This window comes from Streptomyces thermoalcalitolerans (assembly GCF_039525155.1).
Taxonomy (GTDB): Bacteria; Actinomycetota; Actinomycetes; order Streptomycetales; family Streptomycetaceae; genus Streptomyces; species Streptomyces thermovulgaris.
Genome location: NZ_BAAAHG010000049.1, coordinates 1 through 21,942, shown reverse-complemented (window position 1 = coordinate 21,942; position 21,942 = coordinate 1). Strand labels below are relative to the sequence as shown.

At 71.7% G+C, this 21,942-nt stretch carries 14 protein-coding genes; 8 read left to right on the top strand and 6 right to left on the bottom strand.

The window, feature by feature from the left end; genetic code table 11:
- Positions 1 to 35 precede the first annotated feature (35 nt).
- From pglW to ABD224_RS23220, 4 genes are all read right to left on the bottom strand, one after another.
- Positions 36 to 4,460, bottom strand: a complete 4,425-nt coding sequence (gene pglW, locus ABD224_RS23235) for a BREX system serine/threonine kinase PglW (RefSeq protein WP_344053019.1) — start codon at positions 4,458 to 4,460, stop codon at positions 36 to 38.
- A gap of 323 nt (positions 4,461 to 4,783) precedes the next feature.
- Complete coding sequence (locus tag ABD224_RS23230) at positions 4,784 to 5,557, bottom strand: SDR family NAD(P)-dependent oxidoreductase (RefSeq protein ID WP_344053017.1); 774 nt, start codon at positions 5,555 to 5,557, stop codon at positions 4,784 to 4,786.
- 63 nt (positions 5,558 to 5,620) lie between these two features.
- Positions 5,621 to 7,192, bottom strand: coding sequence for a multicopper oxidase family protein (locus ABD224_RS23225; RefSeq protein ID WP_344053015.1), 1,572 nt, complete (start codon positions 7,190 to 7,192; stop codon positions 5,621 to 5,623).
- Between the two features lie 168 nt (positions 7,193 to 7,360).
- Positions 7,361 to 8,059 carry an MOSC domain-containing protein gene (locus ABD224_RS23220; protein WP_344053013.1) on the bottom strand — a complete coding sequence of 233 codons (699 nt, stop codon included), beginning with the start codon at positions 8,057 to 8,059 and terminating at the stop codon, positions 7,361 to 7,363.
- Positions 8,060 to 8,139: 80 nt separating this feature from the next.
- Between ABD224_RS23220 and ABD224_RS23215 the strand changes: the two genes are divergently transcribed.
- Entirely contained in the window at positions 8,140 to 9,036 is an 897-nt protein-coding gene (locus ABD224_RS23215) for a LysR family transcriptional regulator (RefSeq protein WP_344053056.1), read from the top strand.
- A 294-nt stretch (positions 9,037 to 9,330) separates the two neighbouring features.
- Here the strand turns inward: ABD224_RS23215 and ABD224_RS23210 are convergent, their stop codons facing one another.
- On the bottom strand, positions 9,331 to 9,663 hold the full coding sequence (locus ABD224_RS23210) for a WhiB family transcriptional regulator (RefSeq protein ID WP_344053011.1): 333 nt from the start codon (positions 9,661 to 9,663) through the stop codon (positions 9,331 to 9,333).
- A gap of 380 nt (positions 9,664 to 10,043) precedes the next feature.
- Between ABD224_RS23210 and ABD224_RS23205 the strand changes: the two genes are divergently transcribed.
- The 4 genes from ABD224_RS23205 (at position 10,044) to ABD224_RS23190 (ending at position 14,993) form a co-directional block, all read left to right on the top strand.
- Complete coding sequence (locus ABD224_RS23205; RefSeq protein WP_003948568.1) at positions 10,044 to 10,655, top strand: response regulator transcription factor; 612 nt, start codon at positions 10,044 to 10,046, stop codon at positions 10,653 to 10,655.
- A 685-nt stretch (positions 10,656 to 11,340) separates the two neighbouring features.
- Positions 11,341 to 11,928: a sigma-70 family RNA polymerase sigma factor gene (locus tag ABD224_RS23200; RefSeq protein WP_344053009.1), complete on the top strand. Its 588-nt coding sequence runs from the start codon at positions 11,341 to 11,343 to the stop codon at positions 11,926 to 11,928.
- Between the two features lie 305 nt (positions 11,929 to 12,233).
- Entirely contained in the window at positions 12,234 to 13,742 is a 1,509-nt protein-coding gene (gene guaB, locus ABD224_RS23195; RefSeq protein WP_344053007.1) for an IMP dehydrogenase, read from the top strand.
- Positions 13,743 to 13,868: 126 nt separating this feature from the next.
- Positions 13,869 to 14,993, top strand: coding sequence for a GuaB3 family IMP dehydrogenase-related protein (locus tag ABD224_RS23190; protein ID WP_344053005.1), 1,125 nt, complete (start codon positions 13,869 to 13,871; stop codon positions 14,991 to 14,993).
- Positions 14,994 to 15,142: 149 nt separating this feature from the next.
- On the opposite strand, the gene ABD224_RS23185 is transcribed toward ABD224_RS23190, so the two are convergent.
- Complete coding sequence (locus tag ABD224_RS23185) at positions 15,143 to 16,351, bottom strand: nucleotide sugar dehydrogenase (protein ID WP_344053003.1); 1,209 nt, start codon at positions 16,349 to 16,351, stop codon at positions 15,143 to 15,145.
- Between the two features lie 352 nt (positions 16,352 to 16,703).
- Here ABD224_RS23185 and ABD224_RS23180 point away from each other — a divergent pair, with 352 nt between their 5' ends.
- From ABD224_RS23180 to ABD224_RS23170, 3 genes are all read left to right on the top strand, one after another.
- The gene (locus ABD224_RS23180; protein WP_344053001.1) at positions 16,704 to 18,407 is read left to right on the top strand and encodes a glycerol-3-phosphate dehydrogenase/oxidase; all 1,704 of its coding nucleotides are present in this window, start codon (positions 16,704 to 16,706) and stop codon (positions 18,405 to 18,407) included.
- Between the two features lie 339 nt (positions 18,408 to 18,746).
- Positions 18,747 to 20,738, top strand: a complete 1,992-nt coding sequence (locus ABD224_RS23175) for a serine/threonine-protein kinase (RefSeq protein WP_344052999.1) — start codon at positions 18,747 to 18,749, stop codon at positions 20,736 to 20,738.
- A gap of 197 nt (positions 20,739 to 20,935) precedes the next feature.
- Positions 20,936 to 21,942: protein kinase (locus ABD224_RS23170; RefSeq protein ID WP_344052997.1), on the top strand; the 1,007-nt coding region annotated here is incomplete at its 3' end.

Sequence of the window (21,942 nt, the reverse complement as noted above, 5' to 3'; positions counted from 1 at the left end):
GTCGGTAAGGGGGCGTGGCAAGCCGAACTCGGCAATCAGGCGGGTGAATCGGCCGTCCGTACGCTCTTGAGGAACAGCTTGTCCAGGACCTCCCACTCGGTGGCCCGGTCCACCACTTCCACCGTCCGGCCGTCCAGTGTCGGAGTGGCGTGGGGGTCCTCCGTGGGCAGCAGGAGCCACAAGCCGTGCGGGATGTCGGCGGGGCGGCGGGCCGACTGCTGGAGAGCGGCCAGCAGTTCGCGGCCGCCTGCCTCCCAGTACCGGGCGATCAGCCCGGCCTCATGGGCGAGAAGGACGGCCCGGGGGCCGGTGCGCTCCGCCGTTTCGACGACCCGCTGCCGCACCCGCTCCGCCGCCACCCGGGTGTACGAGGCGAGAGCCGCGCCCAGCGTGCCGGTCGCCGTGTACTTGGCGTCCGCCTTCAGCAGGGCCTGCCAGCGTACGGACTGCTCCTCGGCCAGCTCCCGCAGGCAGTCCAGGAAGAGGGCGTTCAGCGACACCGCGGTCGTCTCGTACCGGGCCGCCAGCGCGTCGGCGACGCCGGGCAGCTCGGAGCCCTTGAGGGTGAGCGCCAGGAAGCCACCGCGGCGGCGGGCCTCGGTGAGCCGGGCGGACAGCACTTCCCTGGGGTCCTGACCCTCGGCGATGCGGCCCTGGGCGGCGGCGTAGAGCGAGCTGGTGCTGGTGCGGGTGGAGGACGACAGGCCGAGGCGGCTGCCGGTGCCTTCCTCGACCCTGGGGCAGAAGCGACGCCGGTCGGGGTTCCAGTCGAGTGGGAAGCCCGCCTCGGCCAGCGCCTCGGACAATTCGACGTACGTCGTCTCGTCCAGCACCGCAAGGCCGGGGAAGCGAGCCCGGACCCGGGACAGCAGGTCGTCGGGCGTGATGCCGGTCTCCGGGCGGACCCCCGCCGGGGCCTGGGAGATGCGCAGGGCGCGGGACAGGCTCAGGTCCAGCGGGAACAGCTCCAGACGTGGGGAGAACGCGACCTCGCCCGCCATCGACGCGGCCAGCTCCACCAGCCGGGTGTCGGCGAGCGGCGCCATGCCTTCGGGAGCGGGCACGGCACGCAGTTCCCGCAGCACCGTGGCACGGCCCGGCAGTGGGTCGCGCCGAGCCAGGCCGACGGCGGCCTCACCCAGCGCCGCCGCATAGTCGGCGAGTTCGGCGGGCGTCGGTTCGTCGGCGCCCGGCTGGTCCTCCAGGGCGATGACGACCCGGCCGTTGCGCCGTTGCACCGCCAGCCGCGCCGGCGCCTCGACCGGCTCCCCGGACCCGGCGCCGGGCTGGTCGTCGTCCCGCTTGCGGATCTCCGCCTCGACCGCGGCCCGCACCACGGCCAGCGCCTTCGCCAGGCTCTCGGCGGGCGTGCCGTCGCCCGCGCCGTGCCGGGCGCGCAGCTCTGCCGCCAGTTCCTCGGCCGTGGAGACGCGATTGCGCTCGGCGAGTATGGACACCACCTCGTCGCGCACGCGGCCGAGCCACGGCAGCCGGGCCCAGGCCTCGACCGCGATCTGCTGGTTCTGCGACACCGTCGGCTGACTGATGCCCAGCGCCTTCGCGATCAGGCTCTGCGACGGCCATGGCTCCAGTGCCTCACCGTCCTCCAGCACACCGGGGAGCTGGAGCGTTGCCCGTACGACATCGGATCGCGGCCTTGTGCGCCGCTTGCCCGCCGGCGGCACGAGCCGGGCCGCCAGCGTGTCGACCGACTCCAGTGCCTCCTGCGGTGCGTCCGGCTCCAGCGCGACCGGCTTCTTCGGGGCGGGGCGGCGACGCAGTGCCTGTGTCCACTGGCGGTGGCGGCGGTTCAGCTCCTTGCGGATGGCGTTGCCCGCACCGCGGGCGCGGGAGATGTGGTGCGGCGGAATGTTCAGGAGCTGCTCGACCGTGTGCGCCTTCAGGCTCTCGGCGACCGCCACGGCGCGTGGCGACAGACCGGCCGCCGCCAGGGGAGTCTCCAGGCTCGCGGCGGCGGCGGCCTGCTCGCGGGCGTCCTCCAGATCGTCCGTGCTGATGCCGACGGTCGCCGGAGTGGTCGCCGGACGGGCGGCGTCCGCGGTTCTGAAGACCTGCCGCCACGCTTCCTGCATCTGCCGCAGCGTGTCGAAGCGCTGTTCCACGTCCCGGTGCAGCGCACGCTCGAAGAAGCTCTTCAGGCCCTCGCTGAGCGCCTGCGGGAACAGCTCGGTCGCCACGTGCAGCTCGGCGTCGGTGACCATGCGTGGATCACTCTGCCCGTCGCCCCACACCGGCCGCTCGCCGGATGCCATCTCGTGCAGGGTGACCGCGGCTGCGTACCACTCGGCGTGGTCGTCGTAGCGGGAGCGCCCCGCACTGCCGAGGAACGGGTCGAGATAGCCGCGTGTACCCGCGTGCACGTCCTGGTCCGGGACGTCGGCCAGGGAGAAGTCGAACAGCATCAGCTGCCAGGAGCCGTCACTGCGCTTGAACAGGCCGAGGTTGTCCGGCTTGATGTCCCGGTGGCGCACCCCGCGGGCCGCCAGTGCGTCCAGCGCGTCGAACAGGTCGTTGCCGAACCGCTCCAGCTGGTCGTAGCCCAGTGGTCCGTGGTCACGCAGCCGGGAGCCGAGGCTCACCGGCTCGCGGTCGTCTTCCCCGCGGTAGCCGCCCGCGTACTCGATCTCCAGAACCGTGTGCCCCGCCAGCTCGCGCGGTTCGGCGAGCAGCTTCACGATCCGGCCGCCGCCCACCTCCTTGAGCGCCTTCGCCTCCGCGTACAGGCGGGCGTCCTTCTCCCGGTCCAGGGCCACCTTGAAGACACGCGGGGCTTCTTCCTCGCCGTCGACCGCGGTACGCCGGACCAGCAGTGCTCGGGCCGTCGCACCGGTGCCGAGCACGCGTACCACCGTCCACTCGGCGTCCAGCTGCCCGCCCGGCTGTACGGTCAAGGGGTCGGCGGACGGGCCGGCGGAGGACTGCGGGGCCGCCGCGTCCGCCTCGGCCGCGGCCAGCAGATCCAGGAACTCGTCGACCGACGCGAGCCGGTCGCGCACGTCGGCAGCCGTGGCCCGGAACACAAGGGTGTCGAGAGCAGCAGAGACGGAGTCGGTGACGGCGTAGGGGTGCAGACCGCCGTCGCTCTGCAGCCGCTCCAGCAGCGAGCTGCGGCGGTCCGCCGGGGGCCGGCCCGTCAGCAGCAGGTAGGTGAGCGCGCCCAGGCCGAAGACATCCAGGTCGACCGGGTCGGCGAACTCCTGGTCCGTCTCGGGCGCCAGATACACCTGCGCCGCGTCGGCGATCAGCCCGGTGTCCAGCGGCGTGTCGCCCAGTGAGCGGTGCATGGTGGTCTCGAAGTCACGGGCCGCGGTCTGCCAGTCGGCAATGCGCAGCACCGGCTCGCTGCCGTCCTCGCGAGCCGATACGTAGACGGAGCGGGCGGCCAGCGCACGGTGGTAGAGGGAGCGGTTGTGCGCGTAGCGGACGGCCTCCGCCAGCTGCCGGACCAGGTCGAGGCGCAGCAGCGGGGTAAGCTGCCCGCCATACGCATCGAGGTAGGCGTCGAGCCGGAGGTCGGACTCACGGTGCCGGAAGAGAATCGCCGGACCGCCCTGGTGTTCGCGGATCTGCACCGCCTGCACGATGCCGCGGTGGTTGATCCCCTGGAGCACCTGGTACTCACGGCGGGCCGCGCGTTCCACCTTCGCGCGCTGCTCGTCGGAGGCGGCCTGTCCGACCAGGTATATGCGGACGCGCCCGCTCTCCTGGACGAGACCGTCGTCCCGTTCCGCCAGCCGGTCCTCCCAGCCGGGGCCGGCGTCGAGAGCCCGCGGGTACAGCTTCCAGTCGTCACCGAAGCGCAGGTGCGCGGTGGAGTGGCTGATGCCGATCTTCTGCATCAGCTGTTCGAGGCGCTGACTGACGATCGGGGTGATGCGCCGGCTCTCCCGCTCGGGCGGTCGCCCGAGCAGGTCGTCCCAGATTCTGGGCAGGCCGCTCGTCCCCTCATTGCGCCCGTAGACGGCGGTGCGCTGGAAGTCGTCCAGCTCGCTCACCAGACCCGGGTCGTGGAGGAAGACCGCAGGCTTGATGAAGGGGATCTGCCGGGGATCCATCCCGAGCGTACGCGCGGCCCGCTCCAGCTGCCCCTTCAGCTCCTTCGCCTTGAGATCCGTCAGGTACAGCGGGTTGCGCAGGGTACGGACCCGGCCGTCACTGTGGAACTGCCAGGTGTCGCCGTGGTTCACCACCCGGCCCGGATGCCCCTTCAGCTCCAGGAGATAGAGGCCGCCGGGAACCGCGATCAGCAGGTCGCACTCATTGATCCGGCCTGAGGGGCCGGTGAACTGGAATGTCGCCCACGCCCGGTACGGCTCGGTCTTCGGCATCAGGTTCCGCAGATGGTCCAGCCCTTCCTGCTCCCACCGGAACCCGGACCGCCGCGGCTGGAACCACCGCTCACGCGGAGCAGGAGCTGCCGGCTTAGGAGCAGCGGGCACGTGGCACCTCCCATACGGGCCGCAAGGAACAGGGGAAGACGACCGAGCGGCGGCGTGGCCCCTCTGGTGACGGCCCAGGAATCCTAGTCGGCCTCTCCGACAACCGGGGCCGGCTGTGGAGGAGCCGTGAGCCCGCCGACGAGGGATGGCGGGAAGCCGTTGTGCTTTCTGCTACTTCTTTTTTCTGTTCATGCCCGTGTGCCGTTCGCGGTCGGCACACTGCCACGGCTTGGGATGCGCTGGACGTCTTCGGGGACGCGCCATGCGTCTTTGGGGGCCGAGGGCCCGGACCGGCATGACGGAACACAACCGGAGAGCGTGGGTCAGCGTGGGCCGTACTTGCGGCCCGTCTTCGAGGTGATGCCGCCCAGCAGGCTGTGGGGCGTCAGCTTCGCCAGGCCCATCAGCGTCTTGTAGCGGGGGTCCGGAATGGACAGGGTCTTGCCGCGCTCCAGGTCCGCCAGCGCCGTCGCGACCACCTTGTCCGCGTCCAGCCACATCCAGTTCGGGATGTTGTCCGTGCTCATGCCGGCCCGCTGGTGGAACTCGGTGCGGACGAAGCCGGGGCACAGCGCCATCAGCCGTACGCCGCTGCCGGCCAGGTCGTGCGCCACGCCCTGGGTGAACTGCACCACCCACGCCTTGGACGCCCCGTAGGTGCCGCGCGGCACGAAGGCCGCCACCGAGGCCACGTTCACCACCGCGCCCCGGCCGCGCTCGCGCATCGTCGCCGTCGCCGCCGACGTCAGCCGCAGCACCGCCTCGATGTGCACCTTGAGCATCCTGAGCTCGTCGCTCACGGGGACGTCGAGGTAACGGCCCTTGTTGCCGAAGCCCGCGTTGTTGATCAGCAGATCCACGGGATTCGTGCGGTTGTACAGCCGGGCGGCGACCGCGTCGATGCCGTCGTCCGTCGCCAGGTCGGCCGTCAGCACCTCCGCCTCGATGCTGTGCCGGTCGTGCAGTTCGGTCGCCTGCTCCGTCAGACGCCTGGTGTCGCGCGCCACCAGGACGAGGTTGTGCCCGTCCGCCGCCAGTCGCCGTGCGAACGCGGCACCGATGCCTGCGGTCGATCCCGTAATCAGAGCCGTGGTCATGGCCCAAGAGTAGTTACAGGAAGTGGAACGAACCGTTCAGTGCCGCGTTGTCCCCTTCCCGGGTCAGTGACCCGTGTGGCCTCGAGGAGTCCCGGCCCGCTGTCCCTTCTCGACCACCACGAACTGGCCCATCATTCCCTGGTCTTCGTGATACAGCATGTGACAGTGGTACATGTACGGCGTGTCCGGATCCGCCGGTCCCGTGAAGCGCAGCGCCAGCTTCATCGTCACTCCGTGCGGCACGAACACCGTGTCCTTCGGTCCGCGCAGGGCCGGCGGCGGTGTCTTCCCGTTCACCTCCACGACACGGAACTGCACGTCGTGCACATGGAAGTTGTGCGGCATGCCGTTGGTGTTGCGCACCGTCCACACCTCTGTGGTGCCGCGTGCGACGACCTCGTCGACGCGCTCCATCCTCATCGGCCGGTCGTTGATCCCGGACCGCTTCAAGTCGAAGTGCCGTCCGCGTACGGCGTCTTCGGCGTCGGGCAGCTCCGAGGCCACGAGCGTGGCGGGAAGGTCCGGAGACGGGCGAAGCCGCTCGTCCGCCCGCAGCTGGAGGACGTCGAAGGAGTCGTCGCCCCCGTTGAACCGCTTCTGCCACCTGTCCCCGTAGTTCTTCTGCGGGAAGCTGCGGAGCATCACCCGCTCACCCGCCGTCATCCGCACGACGATCTCGGCGCGCTCGCCCGGCGACAGCTGCACCCGGTCCATGACCGCGGGCCGCTCCAGCAGACCGCCGTCCGTGCCGATCAGTGAGAAGCCGCGGCCGTCGGAGAACCCGAAGGCGTAGGTGCGGGAGGTCGACGCGTTCAGCAGCCGCAGCCGTATCAGCTCGTCGTGGACCCGCCGATAGGGGCGCAGGGTGCCGTTGACCATGGTCCGGTCGCCCAGGAAGCCCACGTTCTGCATCAGTCCCCGGTCACCGGCCAGCCGCGGGCCGTCGAACCGGACGTCCTGCACGATGACCGGAAGATCGTCGACGCCGTACCGCTTCGGCAGGGGCAGGCGCGCCGATGTCTCGTCGTCCAGCAGGAACAGTCCCGCAAGGCCCCGCCGGACGTGGTCCTCGGTCCTGCCGTGCGGATGCGGGTGGTACCAGAGCGTCGCCGCGGGCTGGTCCACCGTCCAGTGCGGGACCCAGGTGGCTCCCGGGGCGACCATCTGGTGCGGTCCGCCGTCCATACGGGCCGGCAGATGCATGCCGTGCCAGTGCACGGTCGAGGCCTCGTCCAGACCGTTGCTGACCCGCACCCGCACCTTCTCACCGCGCTTCGCCCGCAGGGTGGGGCCGAGACAGGAGCCGTTGAACCCCCAGGTCGGTGTCGTGACCCCGTCCCGGAACTCCGTCCGGCCCTGCTGCATGCGCAGGGTGAAGACCCGTGTGCCGTCCTTCTCGACAGTCGACTCGGCCAGGGGCGGTATCGCCAGCGCACGGTCGAAGGGAGCCCTGCCGACCGTGCTCACCTTCGCGTCGGTCCACAGCCGGGCGAGCAGCGCGCCGACGGCCAGGGCGACCGCGACGACCAGCGAACCCAGCACGACGACAAGGCGTTTCCAGCGCACTGCGCGGCGCGGGACCCCGGGCGGGTTTCCTCCGCCCGTCGCCGCGCCGCGCGACGTGTGACGAACCATGCCCGCAGCGTCGCGGAACACGGCTCACGGGACATCGGGGAACCTCCCCGAACCGCCCCTGACCCGGCCCCGACCCGACCCCGACCCGGCACCCGGTTTCTCCCCCTGGGAGCCGTGTGGCGCCCGGCCGGCGGCCCCGTCCGCGCGCCACCGGCACCTGATGTCCGGTCACACGGCCGTGCCCGAGGCGCACTTCCCGTGCTCCCCGTACTTCTCCGCATAGGTCCGGGCCGCCGCCAGTGACTCCGGGTGCAGTGCCGTACCGGCCGCGAGCAGCCGGGGCAGCAGCGAGCGCTCGGTCGTCATGGCCCGGAACTCCAGGGCCACGGTCACGTCGTGGTCCGGACGGTGCACGATCTCGATGGGGTCGCCCGCCTGGATCTCGCCCGGCTCCAGCACCCGCAGATACGCGCCCGGCGCACCCTTGAGCGTGAACCGCTTCACCCAGCCCCGCTCACCCATATGGCCCTGGAAGGTACGGCAGGGAATCCGCCCGGACGTGACCTCGAGGAGCACCGAGGGGCCGACCCGCCAGCGCTCGCCGATCAGCGCGCCGGAGACGTCCAGGCCCCGCGTGGTGAGGTTCTCGCCGAACACGCCGTTGGGCAGCGTCCGGCCCAGCTCGCGTTCCCAGTCGTCGAGGTCCTCGCGCGCCATCGCGTACACCGCCTGGTCGTCGCCGCCGTGGTGCCGTGTGTCGCACACCGCGTCCCCGGCCAGCCCGCTCGCGCCGACGCCCTTCGGCCCGGGCGCCGCGACCCGTACCGGTCCGTCCACCGGCCGCTTGTCGATGCCGGTCACGCCCTCGGGCTGGTCGGTGTACGGCACGGCCTGCGGACGGCCCAGATTCACTGACAGAAGTTTCATGGAGGCACGGTAGGAGATGGGCATAAAAGTGTCGATGCGTTATTCCATGGGCACCCAAAGATTCACTTATGCTCGACGGTGTGCTCGAGGCCCGTCATCTCCGTGTACTGCGCGCCGTGGCCGCCACCGGCTCCTTCTCGGCGGCGGGGCGCGAGCTGGGATGCACCCAGCCCGCCGTCAGCCAGCAGATGAAGGCCCTGGAGGCGTCCGTCGGCACCCCGCTGCTGGTCCGCACCAGCCGCGGGATGCGTCTGACCCAGGCCGGTGAGGCGCTCGTACGGCACGCGGGCCCCATTCTCGCCGGGCTCACCGCGGCCGAGGAGGAGGTCGCCGCGATCGCCGGGCTGCGGGCCGGGCGGGTACGGCTCATCTCCTTCCCCAGTGGCAGCTCCACCCTCGTGCCGCCCGCGCTCGCCGCGCTGCGCGCCGCGCACCCGGGCACGCGCGTGTCCCTGGAGGAGGCCGAGCCGCCGCGGTCCGTCGAACTGCTGCGCGAGGGCGACTGCGACGTGGCGCTCGCCTTCCGCTACGAGGACGCGACGGGCGCCGAGGAGTGGGACGACCTGGTCGTACGGCCGCTGCTGACCGACCGGCTCGTGGGGCTGGTGCCCGAGGGGCACCGGCTGGCCCGTGCGCGGGCCGTCGCCATCGGGGAGCTCGCGGACGAGCCGTGGATCGCGGGCTGCCCGCGCTGCCGCGGCCAGCTGGTGCGGGTGTGCCAGAGCGCCGGCTTCACCCCCCGCATCGACTTCGCGACCGACGACTACCCGGCGGTGGTCGGCCTGGTGGGGGCGGGGCTCGGGGTCGCGGTCCTGCCCCAGCTCGCGATCGAGTCCGTACGCCCCAGGGGGGTACGGACCGTGGTGCTGGAACCGGCGGTGCGGCGGGAGGTCGTCGCCCTCACCCTGCCCGACCTGGCACAGGTCCCGGCGGTGGCGGCGACGCTGGAGGAACTGGTGCGGGCGGGCGCCCGGTAAACGGCGGCAGCGGCAAAGAACGGGCAAAGGATGAGAAAAAGCCCGGGGGCGGAGTAGGAGTAAAGGGCCGGGAGAGCCGGAGAAGCCGGGGAAGAGCCGGGAGACGAGGACCGGGAGCCGCACAAGGGGAGCCGCACAAGGGGAAGCGGCGGGCGGCACAAGGGCACGCGTACACGCGTGCCCCGCAGCTGATCGTGTGATGTGTACGTGTCCTGTCGTCCCTGCTGTGCGGCTGTTCACGGCCGTGTGATCCGTGCTCGTACTCCGCCGGACCGAGGGAGAAGAAACGTTCCTTCAGTTGTCCTGGGCGGTGCTCCCGCTGCTGGACGACGTCGACATCGCCCGGTTGTTCCGCGCCCGCCCCATGAGTTCCTCGCGCTCGTCCTCGGTCAGGCCGCCCCACACGCCGTACGGCTCGCGCACCGCCAGGGCGTGTGCCGCGCATTCCGCGCGGACCGGGCACCTCATGCAGACCTCCTTGGCCGAGTTCTCTCGAGCGCTCCGAGCCGCCCCGCGCTCGCCCTCGGGATGGAAGAAGAGCGAGCTGTCCACTCCACGGCAGGCAGCCAGCAGCTGCCAATCCCACAGGTCCGCGTTCGGTCCGGGAAGGCGGGAGAAATCTGCCATTGCGTGACCCCTTGTAGCCGTTCGTGGCGGATACGGTGCCAACGACCGTACATCTCCGGTCTAAGGAGATGAAAATATGACTCATTGAGAATCTAGCCCTAGACACCGGTAAACGGGAAGAAAAGGGGCTAAATGGGGCATACCTTGTGATGAAAAGTTGAGGGTCCGACGTTCATGTCTGCGCTGTGTCCGCTCCCTCACGTAGAGTGCCGAAGACGGCGTACAGCCCGTAACCCTTTCGAGTGACCGTCGTTGAGAGTGCGGAGGCGGTTGAAAGCACAAGTGCTCGGGCGGGCGTCCGAGACGGTCGACCGCACAGGTGACGATTTCGTACCAGCCTGGAGGCTCAAGGTGACGCGCATCAGCTGCGGAGGACGGCCATGACTTCCGTCCTCGTCTGCGACGACTCCCCGCTTGCCCGAGAAGCGCTGCGCCGCGCGGTGGCGACCGTGCCCGGCGTCGAGCGCGTGACGACGGCGGCCAACGGCGAGGAAGTGCTCCGCCGCTGGGGCGCCGACCGCTCCGATCTCATCCTCATGGACGTGCGCATGCCCGGACTGGGCGGCGTCGAGACGGTTCGGCGCCTGCTGTCGGCGGACCCCGGCGCGCGCATCATCATGCTCACCGTCGCCGAGGACCTCGACGGTGTGGCGCTCGCCGTGGCCGCCGGCGCCCGTGGCTATCTGCACAAGGACGCTTCCCGCGCGGAGCTCCGGGCCACGGTGACGCAGGCACTCGCCGACCCCACCTGGCGGCTCGCCCCGCGCCGGCTGCGCTCGGCCGAGATGGGCGCCGCGCCCACCCTCACCGCGCGTGAGATCCAGGTCCTGGAGGGCATGAGCCACGGCCGCTCGAACGCGGAGATCGGCCGTGAGCTGTTCCTCTCCGAGGACACGGTCAAGACCCACGCCCGCCGCCTGTTCAAGAAGCTCGGCGCCTCGGACCGCGCACACGCGGTGGCTCTGGGCTTCCGGTGGGGCCTGGTCCGCTAGGTTCCGTCAGGTTCCGTGCGGATCCGGGGACAGACCCGGATCCGGCCCGGCGCACCGGGCCGCCCGACGGCGGCGGAGACCGGCCGTCCAGGACCGGCGGGAGACGCGACGGCACCCCCACGCACGACAGCGGCGTGGGGGAGCGTCGGTCGTACGACGGTGCGCCGTGCGCTGCGGCGCCGCGAGGGACGCTGCCGGCGGGAAGCGGGTGGCCGCATCCCGCGTACGACGCCGACCGGTGCCGTCGGCCATCGGCCGCCGTACGGCACTGGCGCCCGCCGGGCACGCGCGTCCACGACCCGTCCGCCCGGGCGGGTGGCGAACGCTGCCGACGAGGCCGCCGGCCGGCGTGGTACCGGCGGGCGCGGCAGGGGACCGTACGCGCCGTGCGGCGGGGGGTGACACGGCGCGGCACGGCACCGGTGACAATCGATGGCACCCGTCGAGGTGCGTGCGCGGCCCATTACCTCATCCGCGCCACCTGTGGCAAAGCGGCCCGCCGGTGCCCGCTGCTCGTTCCGGCGGGGATGACGCATGCTTGAGGTGTGGAGTTCTCGCGGACGAGTCGGTCGAGCGGAAGGGGAGGGCGCAGGGGATGAGCTTCGGCGCACCTGCTCATAACGCTTCGGTGCACAACCACCGGGGCGGTGCCACGGATCGGACGACGCCAAGGCACCATGGACCGATGCGCGACGACCAGGCGGCACGTGCCCAGGGGGCGATCGGCGCACTCGTCCACCGCGCCGTCGACGGTGACGAGCAGGCCACTCACGACCTGCTCGCCCGGGTCCATCCGCTCGCGCTGCGTTACTGCCGTACCCGGCTGTCCCGGCTCCCGGGCGACGCACGTCACTTCGTGGAGGACCTCGCCCAGGAGGTCTGCGTCGCCGTCCTGCTCGCCCTGCCGCGCTACAAGGACACCGGTCGCCCTTTCGAGGCGTTCGTCTTCGCCATCGCCGCCCACAAGGTCGCCGATCTGCAGCGCGCCGCCATGCGGCACCCGGGCTCCACGGCCGTGCCCTCGGACGAGATGCCCGAACGCGCGGACGACTCCCTGGGACCCGAGGAGCGCGCCCTGCTCAGCAGCGACGCCGAGTGGGCCAAGAAACTGCTGGCCAACCTGCCGGAGCACCAGCGTGAGCTGCTGCTTCTGCGGATCGCGGTGGGGCTGACGGCGGAGGAGACAGGGCAGATGCTGGGCATGTCGCCGGGCGCGGTCCGGGTGGCCCAGCACCGTGCGCTGAGCCGTCTGCGCGCCCTCGCCGGACAGTAGGTGGGTGCCGTGTGGACCGTGCCGCAGGTTGCGAGGGCATCGCGCGTCGGAGCCGGCCCGGTCCGCACGGCACCCACCTGGCCGCCCCGGTGGCCGAACCGGCGGTGCGGCGGTTCCGTACACATCCGCGTCCACATCCGCGTCCACATCCGCGTCCACATCCGCGTCCACACCCGCGTACGCATCCGTACGAAATCCGTACGAACGCACAAGGACCGAAGCGGTCCGGAACCGTGGAATGAGACAGCCGTGCTTCCCGTTAGCATGGACATCCGCACCGATCAAGGCCATATGGGGAAGGTGTCATGACTGCCAACGTCGACGGAGTGCCCGAGAAATTCGCGACACTCGGGTTGACCTACGACGACGTGCTGCTGCTGCCGGGCCCGTCGGACATGGCGCCCGACGAGATCGACACCACCTCGTACGTCTCCAAGAACGTGCGGCTCAACATCCCGCTGCTGTCCGCGGCCATGGACAAGGTGACCGAGTCGCGCATGGCGATCGCGATGGCCCGTCAGGGCGGCATCGGGGTGCTGCACCGCAACCTGTCCATCGAGGAGCAGGTCAACCAGGTCGACCTGGTCAAGCGCTCCGAGTCCGGCATGGTGGCCAACCCCATCACCATCCACCCGGAGGCCACGCTCGCCGAGGCCGACGCGCTGTGCGCCAAGTTCCGCATCAGCGGCGTCCCCGTCACGGACCCCTCCGGCAAGCTGGTGGGCATCGTCACCAACCGGGACATGGCCTTCGAGCCCGACCGCTCGCGCCGGGTCAGCGAGGTCATGACACCGATGCCGCTGGTCACCGGCACGGTGGGCATCTCCCGCGCGGAGGCCATGGAGCTGCTGCGCCGGCACAAGATCGAGAAGCTGCCGCTGGTCGACGACGAGGGCGTCCTCAAGGGCCTGATCACCGTCAAGGACTTCGTCAAGGCCGAGCAGTACCCGAACGCCGCCAAGGACGCCAAGGGGCGGCTGCTGGTCGGTGCGGCGGTCGGTGTGACCGGGGACGCCTTCGAACGGGCCCAGGCCCTGATCGAGGCGGGCGTCGACCTCATCGTCGTGGACACCGCTCACGGCCACTCCCGGCTGGTCGGCGAGATGGTCGCCAAGATCAAGTCGAACTCGTCCGGCATCGACGTCATCGGCGGCAACGTGGCCACCCGCGAGGGCGCCCAGGCCCTGGTCGACGCGGGTGCCGACGGCATCAAGGTGGGTGTCGGCCCCGGCTCCATCTGCACCACCCGCGTGGTCGCCGGCGTCGGCGTCCCGCAGGTCACCGCCATCTACGAGGCCTCGCTGGCCGCCAAGGAGGCCGGCGTCCCGGTCATCGGCGACGGCGGTCTGCAGTACTCCGGCGACATCGCCAAGGCCCTGGTCGCCGGCGCCGACACGGTGATGCTGGGCTCGCTGCTGGCCGGCTGCGAGGAGTCCCCGGGCGAGCTGCAGTTCATCAACGGCAAGCAGTACAAGTCCTACCGCGGCATGGGCTCGCTCGGCGCCATGCGGTCCCGCGGCGACCGCAAGTCGTTCTCCAAGGACCGCTACTTCCAGGAGGGCGTCGCCTCCGACGAGCAGCTGATCCCCGAGGGCATCGAGGGCCAGGTGCCCTACCGCGGCCCGCTGGCCTCGGTCGTCCACCAGCTGGTCGGCGGTCTGCGCCAGTCGATGTTCTACGTCGGCGGCAGGACCATCCCCGAGCTGCAGGCGAAGGGCCGCTTCGTGCGGATCACCTCGGCGGGGCTGAAGGAGTCCCACCCGCACGACATCCAGATGACGGTCGAGGCGCCGAACTACAGCAGCAAGCAGTGACGCCCGCGCACGTGTGAAGCACGTCCGGCGTCCGGTCGAGGGCGGCTCCGGTTGCTCCGGGGCCGCCCTCGCCATGGGTCGGCGATACTGGAAGACGCCGCAACGCATCAGGGAAAGGCCACCAACGTGACTGAGATCGAGATCGGGCGCGGCAAGCGCGGCCGCAGGGCGTACGCCTTCGACGACATCGCGATCGTCCCCAGCCGCCGCACGCGGGACCCGGAGGAGGTCTCGATCGCCTGGCAGATCGACGCCTACCGTTTCGAGCTGCCCTTCCTGGCCGCCCCCATGGACTCGGTCGTCTCCCCGGCCACCGCCATCCGCATCGGTGAGCTGGGCGGCCTGGGCGTGCTCAACCTCGAGGGTCTGTGGACGCGCTACGAGGACCCGCAGCCGCTGCTCGACGAGATCGCCGAGCTGCCCGCCGAGTCCGCCACCCGCCGGCTGCAGGAGATCTACTCCGCTCCCATCAAGGAGGAGCTGATCGGCGAGCGCATCAAGGAGGTGCGCGACGCCGGGGTGGTCACCGCCGCCGCGCTCTCCCCGCAGCGCACGGCCCAGTTCTCCAAGGCCGTCGTCGACGCGGGCGTGGACATTTTCGTCATCCGCGGCACGACGGTCTCGGCCGAGCACGTCTCCTCCTCGCACGAGCCGCTGAACCTGAAGCAGTTCATCTACGAGCTCGACGTCCCGGTGATCGTCGGCGGCTGCGCCAGCTACACCGCGGCCCTGCATCTGATGCGCACCGGCGCGGCCGGTGTCCTGGTCGGCTTCGGCGGCGGCGCCGCGCACACCACGCGCAATGTGCTGGGCATCCAGGTCCCGATGGCCACGGCGGTCGCCGATGTGGCCGCCGCCCGCCGCGACTACATGGACGAGTCCGGCGGCCGGTACGTGCACGTGATCGCGGACGGCGGCGTCGGCTGGTCCGGCGACCTGCCCAAGGCGATCGCCTGCGGCGCGGACGCCGTGATGATGGGCTCCCCGCTGGCCCGTGCCACGGACGCGCCCGGCAAGGGCCACCACTGGGGCATGGAGGCCGTCAACGCGGAGCTGCCGCGCGGCAAGAAGGTCGACCTGGGCACGGTCGGCACGATCGAGGAGATCCTCACGGGGCCCTCGCACACCCCCGACGGCTCCATGAACTTCTTCGGTGCGCTGCGGCGGGCGATGGCCACCACCGGCTACAGCGAGCTGAAGGAGTTCCAGCGGGTCGAGGTCACGGTGGGGGACGCGCAGCACAAGCGGTAGCCCACGGCATGCGTCCCAGGGGCCCGGTCGTCCGTCCGTGCGGGTGACCGGGCCCCTGCGCGTGTGCCCGGGCGGGGGCGTGTTCCGTGGCGGAGGGGTCTGCGGCGGAGAGGTCCGTGGCAGAGGGGCCGTACGGCCGTACGGCCCCTTCACAGCCGGTGCGCCGCCCCCGTGGGCGCCGCCCCCCGGGTGTCCAGCAGCAGCTGTGCCTTGACCGACAGCCCCTGCAGGTCGTACGTGCGGTGGTGCTGGAGCAGGATCGTCAGGTCGGCGTCCGCCACCGCCTCGTACAGGGAGTCCGCGCGGGGGACGGGCCGGTCCAGGACGCTCCAGGCGGGCACGTACGGGTCGTGGTAGCTGACCGACGCGCCGAGCCCCAGCAGCCGGACGGCGATCTCCTCGGCGGGGGTGCCCTGCAGATCGGCGAGGTCGGGCTTGTAGGTGACGCCCAGCAGAAGGACACGGGCGCCCCGGGCCGACTTGCCGTGCTCGTTCAGGAGCGTGGCGGCACGCTGGACGACATAGCCGGGCATACGGCTGTTGACCTGCTGGGCGAGCTCCACCATGCGCAGGCCGCGGCTCGCCGGGCCGGCCAGGTCCTGGGGGACACCGTGGCCGCCGACGCCGGGGCCCGGGCGGAAGGCCTGGAAGCCGAACGGCTTGGTCTCCGCACAGCGGATCACGTCCCACAGATCGACGCCGAGGTCGTGGCAGAGGACGGCCATCTCGTTGACGAGGGCGATGTTGACGTGCCGGTAGTTGGTCTCCAGGAGCTGGACCGTCTCGGCCTCCCGCAGTCCGCGCGCGCGTACCACCTTGTCGGTGAGCCGCCCGTAGAACGCGGCGGCCGACTCGGTGCAGGCCGGGGTCAGTCCGCCGATCACCTTGGGGGTGTTGGCGGGGGTGAAGACGCGGTTGCCGGGGTCGACACGACTGGGGGAGTAGGCGAGGTGGAAGTCACGGCCCGCCCGGAGGCCGGAGGTCTCCTCCAGCAGAGGACGCAGGAGGTCCTCCGTGGTCCCGGGGTGCACCGGGGACTCCAGGATCACGGTGGTGTGCGGGCGCAGATGCCCGGCGAGGGTATGGGCGGCGGCCTCCACCTGGCCCAGGTCGAGGCCGCCGTCCGCGCCGCGCGGGGTCGCCGCGCAGATCACCACGGTGCGCACCCGGCCGAGCTCGGCCGGGTTGGTGGTCGGCCGGAAGCCCCCCGAGAGCATCCGGCGCAGTTCGGCGGGGCTGACCGCACCGGACTCCTCCCCGGTGCGGTACCCCAGGGTCGGAATGCCGGCGGCGACGGCGGCCTGGGCCAGGGGCAGGCCGAGAGGACCGAGTCCGATGACGGCGAGATCTGCGGGCATGGCGTGGGCCGTCCTTCCCAGTAACCGAGGCGTGGCAGAGACGCAAGTCCTGTGGACAGGACGAGCGAGCGCAATGTCAGACTAGGAGTAAATATGACCGTTTTGCGGGATTGACCAGCGTGTTTCTCGGTGAGTCGGGGGAGTTGTCCACAGGTTGGGGGGCGACTGGTGGCTGAAGGTGGGCAATCCCGTCAGAATTTGGGCAGAAGCAGGAGGCAGGACGGCAACAAGGAGCGCAACAAGGAGCGGCACGGAGCAGTACAGGGCACCACAGAGCATCACAGGGGCAGGGGGGACGGGAACGGGCTTCACCGACGGGTGCGGCCGGCGCGACCGACAGCGGGAGGCAGCGGTGAGGACAGCGACACTGGGGCCGGCGCAGCGCGCCGAGTCACTGGCGGGAATGGCCGAGCGGGAGCTGGACATCCTGGTCGTGGGTGGAGGCGTGGTCGGCGCGGGCACGGCCCTGGACGCCGTCACCCGAGGTCTGTCCACCGGCATCGTGGAGGCGCGCGACTGGGCGTCGGGCACCTCGAGCCGCTCCAGCAAGCTGATACACGGCGGACTGCGCTATCTGGAGATGCTCGACTTCGCGCTCGTCCGCGAGGCGCTGAAGGAGCGCGGCCTGCTGCTGGAACGCCTCGCGCCCCACCTGGTCCGGCCGGTGCCGTTCCTCTACCCGCTGCGGCACAGGGGCTGGGAGCGCCTGTACGCCGGCTCCGGCGTCGCCCTCTACGACGCCATGTCGCTGGCCCGCCACGGCCGGGGCCTCCCCCTGCACCGCCACCTGACCCGTCGTCACGCCCTGCGGGTCGCCCCCTGTCTGAAGAAGGACGCCCTGGTCGGCGCCCTGCAGTACTACGACGCCCAAGTGGACGACGCCCGCTTCGTGACCACCCTGGTGCGCACCGCGGTGTCGTACGGCGCCAAGGCCGCCAACCGTGCGCGCGTCACCGGATTCCTGCGCGAGGGCGAGCGGGTCGTCGGCGCCCGGGTGCGGGACGTGGAGAGCGGCGGCGAGTACGAGGTCCGCGCCAAGCAGGTCGTCAACGCCACCGGGGTGTGGACCGACGACACCCAGGCGATGGTGGGCGAGCGCGGCCAGTTCCACGTCCGCGCCTCCAAGGGCATCCACCTCGTCGTGCCCAGGGACCGCATCAACTCCACCACCGGGCTGATCCTGCGCACCGAGAAGTCCGTCCTGTTCGTGATCCCCTGGGGCCGGCACTGGATCATCGGCACCACCGACACCGACTGGGACCTCGACAAGGCCCACCCGGCCGCCTCCAGCGCCGACATCGACTATCTGCTGCGGCATGTGAACTCGGTCCTCGCGGTGCCGCTCGGCCGTGACGACGTGCAGGGCGTGTACGCCGGGCTCAGGCCGCTGCTGGCCGGCGAGTCCGAGGCCACCAGCAAGCTGTCGCGCGAACACACCGTGGCCCACCCGGTGCCGGGCCTGGTCGTGGTCGCGGGCGGCAAGTACACGACGTACCGGGTGATGGCCAAGGACGCCGTGGACGAGGCGGTGCACGGCCTCGACATGCGGGTCGCCGACTGCGTCACCGAGGAGATACCGCTGCTCGGCGCCGAGGGCTACCCCGCCCTGTGGAACGCACGGGCACGCATCGCCGCCGAGCACGGCCTCCATGTGGTGCGGGTGGAGCACCTGCTCAGGCGGTACGGGTCGGCGGCCCGGGAGGTCCTGGCCCTCATCGCCGAGAACCCCACGCTGGGCGCGCCTCTGCGGGCCGCCGACGACTATCTGCGCGCCGAGGTCGTCTACGCCGCCTCCCACGAGGGCGCACGGCACCTGGACGACGTACTGACCCGGCGGACCCGCATCTCCATCGAGACCTTCGACCGGGGCACGCGCAGCGCCCGGGAGGCCGCCGAGCTGATGGCGCCGGTCCTGGGCTGGGACAAGGACCAGATCGAACGCGAGGTCGAGCACTACGAGAAGCGGGTGGAGGCCGAGCGGGAGTCGCAGCTCCAGCCCGACGACCTGACGGCCGACGCGGCCCGGCTGGGAGCGCCGGACATCGTGCCGTCGTAGGGGGCCGCCCCAGGTCGCCCGTGGACCGCCCGTGGACCGCCCGTGGGTCCTCCGAAGGCCGTTCAGGAGGCCTGTACCGGATATGCGTGCCGGATGTTCGTCACGGTGGACTTCGGGACGGCTCCGTCCTTCCGCACGCGGTGCGGTGCGAGTTATGGGCCGAATGGCCCGAAGGGTCGGCACCCGTTGCTTCCCTCCTGTCACACCCCGTCATTTCCTCGCGCGCGAGGGGTTGTTCGGGTGCGGTTCCGGGGTGTCCTCAGGGGCCCCTGGGCGTTGAGCACTTGTCGGGTGAGAGACAATGGAGCCTCTGTCAGGGCGGGTTGCATGAGGGGACGCATGTCGGAGGCGGAGCGGGCGGGGACATCCCGCCAAGACACTCGTCAGGACAAGAGCGAGCGTCTTCTCGCCGGCCGGTACCGGCTGGGAGACGTGCTCGGTCGCGGCGGTATGGGCACTGTGTGGCGCGCCGAGGACGAGACCCTGGGCCGTACGGTCGCCGTCAAGGAACTGCGGTTCCCGTCGAACATCGACGAGGACGAGAAACGGCGTCTGATCACCCGTACGCTGCGCGAGGCCAAGGCGATCGCCCGGATCCGCGACAACGGCGCGGTGACCGTCTTCGACGTGGTCGACGAGGACGACCGGCCGTGGATCGTCATGGAGCTCATCGAGGGCAAGTCCCTCGCCGAGGTCATCCGCGAGGACGGGCTGCTGAAGCCGCGGCGGGCGGCCGAGGTCGGGCTCGCGGTCCTCGACGTGCTGCGGTCCGCGCACCGCCAGGGCATCCTGCATCGCGACGTGAAGCCGTCCAACGTGCTCATCGCCGACGACGGCCGGGTCGTGCTCACCGACTTCGGCATCGCCCAGGTCGAGGGCGACCCCTCCATCACCTCCACCGGCATGCTGGTCGGTGCCCCCTCCTACATCTCCCCGGAGCGGGCCCGCGGGCACAAGCCCGGCCCGGCGGCCGACCTGTGGTCGCTCGGCGGTCTGCTGTACGCGGCGGTGGAGGGCGTGCCGCCGTACGACAAGGGCTCGGCGATCGCCACCCTGACCGCGGTGATGACCGAGCCGCTGCAGGAGCCCAAGAACGCCGGCCCGCTCAAGGACGTCATCCTCGGCCTGCTGACCAAGGACCCGGAGAAGCGCCTCGACGACGCCGGCGCCCGGGCCATGCTCAAGGCCGTCATCGAGGCGCCCGAGCCGGAGGCCCCCGCAGCGGACCCCGCGGACGCCACCAAGGTCATCTCGCTGCCCGAGCAGTCCGACGGAGGCAGGAGCACGGGCGGTTCGGCGGGTTCCGGTCTTCCGTCCGGTTCCGGGGGCGGACGCGGCAAGGAGGCGGACGGCCGGCTGCGCGGAGCGGCCGGCCCGGCGGGCAGGACGGCCGTGGCGACCGCGGAGCCCCGGACGCGCAGCGCCCTCGCCTCCGAACCGGCCGGCGGCACGCGGGCGGGGCAGGCCGGCTCGGGATGGCCCGTGATGACGCCGCCGGATCTGGACCTGCCGTCGCGGCCGGAGCCGTCCAAGGCGTCGCTCACCGATGTGGTGCCGAAGCGGACGCTGATGATCATCGCGGTGGTCGTGGTGCTCGCCGTGGTCGGCGCCGCGCTGGTGTTCATGCTCAACGGGAACGACAAGAGCGCCGAGGGAGCCGGGGACGGATCCGGCCGCCCGGCCGCCACCGCCGGGACGTCCACGGACGTCTCGGCCAAGGAGGACAAGGGCGGCGGCACCGGCACGAGCGGGGACCAGGGAGACAAGGACGACTCCGCGGCGCGCGGCAGTGACGCAGACGGCGACCCGGCCACGAAGTCCGGCACCGGCACGGCGGACGGCGAGGGGTCCGGCTCCGCTTCCGGTTCCGGTTCCGGGGAGGGCGGGAACGGCGGCGCCGCCGTGGCGTCCACGTACCGGAGCGCGCAGGGCTACTCCATCGGGCTGCCCGCGGGCTGGAAGTACGTGAGCACCGACCCCGCGGGGGACCGCTTCACCGGCCCCGACGGACAGAGGCTGCTGATCGCCTGGACGTCCACGCCGAAGGACGACCCGGTCGCCGACTGGACCGACCAGGAAAGGGCCATGAAGCGCCCCCAGTACCAGCGGATCCGCATAGAGGCGGTGAACTACCGCGGCTGGACCACCGCCGACTGGGAGTTCACCTACGTCGACGGGATCAAGTACCGCGTCATCGACCGCGGGTTCAAGGTGAACGACCACCTCGGCCACGCGCTGATGTACACCGCGAAGGACGCGAACTGGGACAGCGACCTGCGCGAGCAGACCTGGAGGACGCTGACGCAGACCTTCCAGCCGAAGCAGTCGTGAGCCGGGCGGTCCTGCCGCCCGCCCGCGATCTCCCGGGTTCGGTGCGCGCGATCTCCCGGGTTCGGCGCGCGAGATCTGCCATCCCCTCCTTGCGGGTCGACTCCGGCACGTATCGTGAAGGGTTGCGGACCGTGAGCATCGCGAACGGGGCGCGTGGGAAAGGGAATTGACCGGACGTGCGGCCGGGGGGAGGCACTGTGGACGACTATGCGGGCCGGGTTCTCGCCGACCGCTACCGCCTGCCGCTGCCTCCGTCCGACGAGTACGAACTCACCGAGACCCGGGCCTTCGACACCTACAGCGGACAGGAAGTCCTGATCCGGCAGGTGCCGCTGCCGGAGGTGGTCGAGGCCGAGGTGCTCGACGCGGACGGGCTGCCCGACGGTTTCACGGCACGCGACGGCACCCTTCGGGGCCCCGCGGCGCGCGGCGGGCGTACGGCGGACGAGGACCGTTTCCCCCGTACGGCGACGCGGCGTCCCACCGACCCGGCGGTGCGCAGGGCGGTCGAGGCCGTGCAGGCCGTGGCGCGGATCCCCGACCATCCCCGGCTGGACCAGGTCTTCGACGTGTTCGCGGAGGACGGTTCGCTGTGGATCGTCAGCGAACTGGTGGCCGCACGGCCGCTCGCGGCACTGCTGGCCGAGCAGCCGCTGACGCCGTACCGGGCGGCCGAGGTCGCCTCCGACATCCTCATGGCGCTGCGGGTCCTGCACGCCCACGGCTGGGTGCACCGCAACATCACCGCCCGCACGGTCCTGGTCTGCGACGACGGCCGCGTCATACTGACCGGCCTCGCGGTCGGTGCGGCGGAGGAGGCCCTGTGCGGGTACGACCCGGTGCCGGTGCGGGAGGCGGAGGACGAGGACGCGGCCCGGGAGGCGCTGTCCGCGGGGGAACCGGACGCACTCGTGGGCGCGAGGGGGCCCGGTGACACGGGCGGCCCCGGAAGGCCCGGCGCCGGCGGTGTCGGCGGTCACGGCGGGGCCACCGGGCCCACCGGGCCCACCGGGGGCATCGGCAGGCCCGCGGCCGGAGCGGACTTCGTCCCGGCGGACCCGGAGGCCGCGCGGCGGGCCGCGATAGAGGCCCGGGCGGCCAGGTCGCTGTCGCTGCCGGGTGCGCAGGCGGGGCCCGGGGACGCGGGCGGTCTCGCCCGGCGGACGCCGGAGACCGGCGAGGACATCAGGGCGGCACGGGCCGG

Bases quoted from the DNA above. Each gene is read 5' to 3' on its own strand.
- ABD224_RS23230 (WP_344053017.1), bottom strand. From the start codon at position 5,557: ATGACCACGGCTCTGATTACGGGATCGACCGCAGGCATCGGTGCCGCG.
- ABD224_RS23225 (WP_344053015.1), bottom strand. From the start codon at position 7,192: ATGGTTCGTCACACGTCGCGCGGCGCGGCGACGGGCGGAGGAAACCCG.
- ABD224_RS23220 (WP_344053013.1), bottom strand. From the start codon at position 8,059: ATGAAACTTCTGTCAGTGAATCTGGGCCGTCCGCAGGCCGTGCCGTAC.
- ABD224_RS23210 (WP_344053011.1), bottom strand. From the start codon at position 9,663: ATGGCAGATTTCTCCCGCCTTCCCGGACCGAACGCGGACCTGTGGGAT.
- ABD224_RS23205 (WP_003948568.1), top strand. From the start codon at position 10,044: ATGACTTCCGTCCTCGTCTGCGACGACTCCCCGCTTGCCCGAGAAGCG.
- ABD224_RS23200 (WP_344053009.1), top strand. From the start codon at position 11,341: ATGCGCGACGACCAGGCGGCACGTGCCCAGGGGGCGATCGGCGCACTC.
- guaB (WP_344053007.1), top strand. From the start codon at position 12,234: ATGACTGCCAACGTCGACGGAGTGCCCGAGAAATTCGCGACACTCGGG.
- ABD224_RS23185 (WP_344053003.1), bottom strand. From the start codon at position 16,351: ATGCCCGCAGATCTCGCCGTCATCGGACTCGGTCCTCTCGGCCTGCCC.
- ABD224_RS23175 (WP_344052999.1), top strand. From the start codon at position 18,747: ATGTCGGAGGCGGAGCGGGCGGGGACATCCCGCCAAGACACTCGTCAG.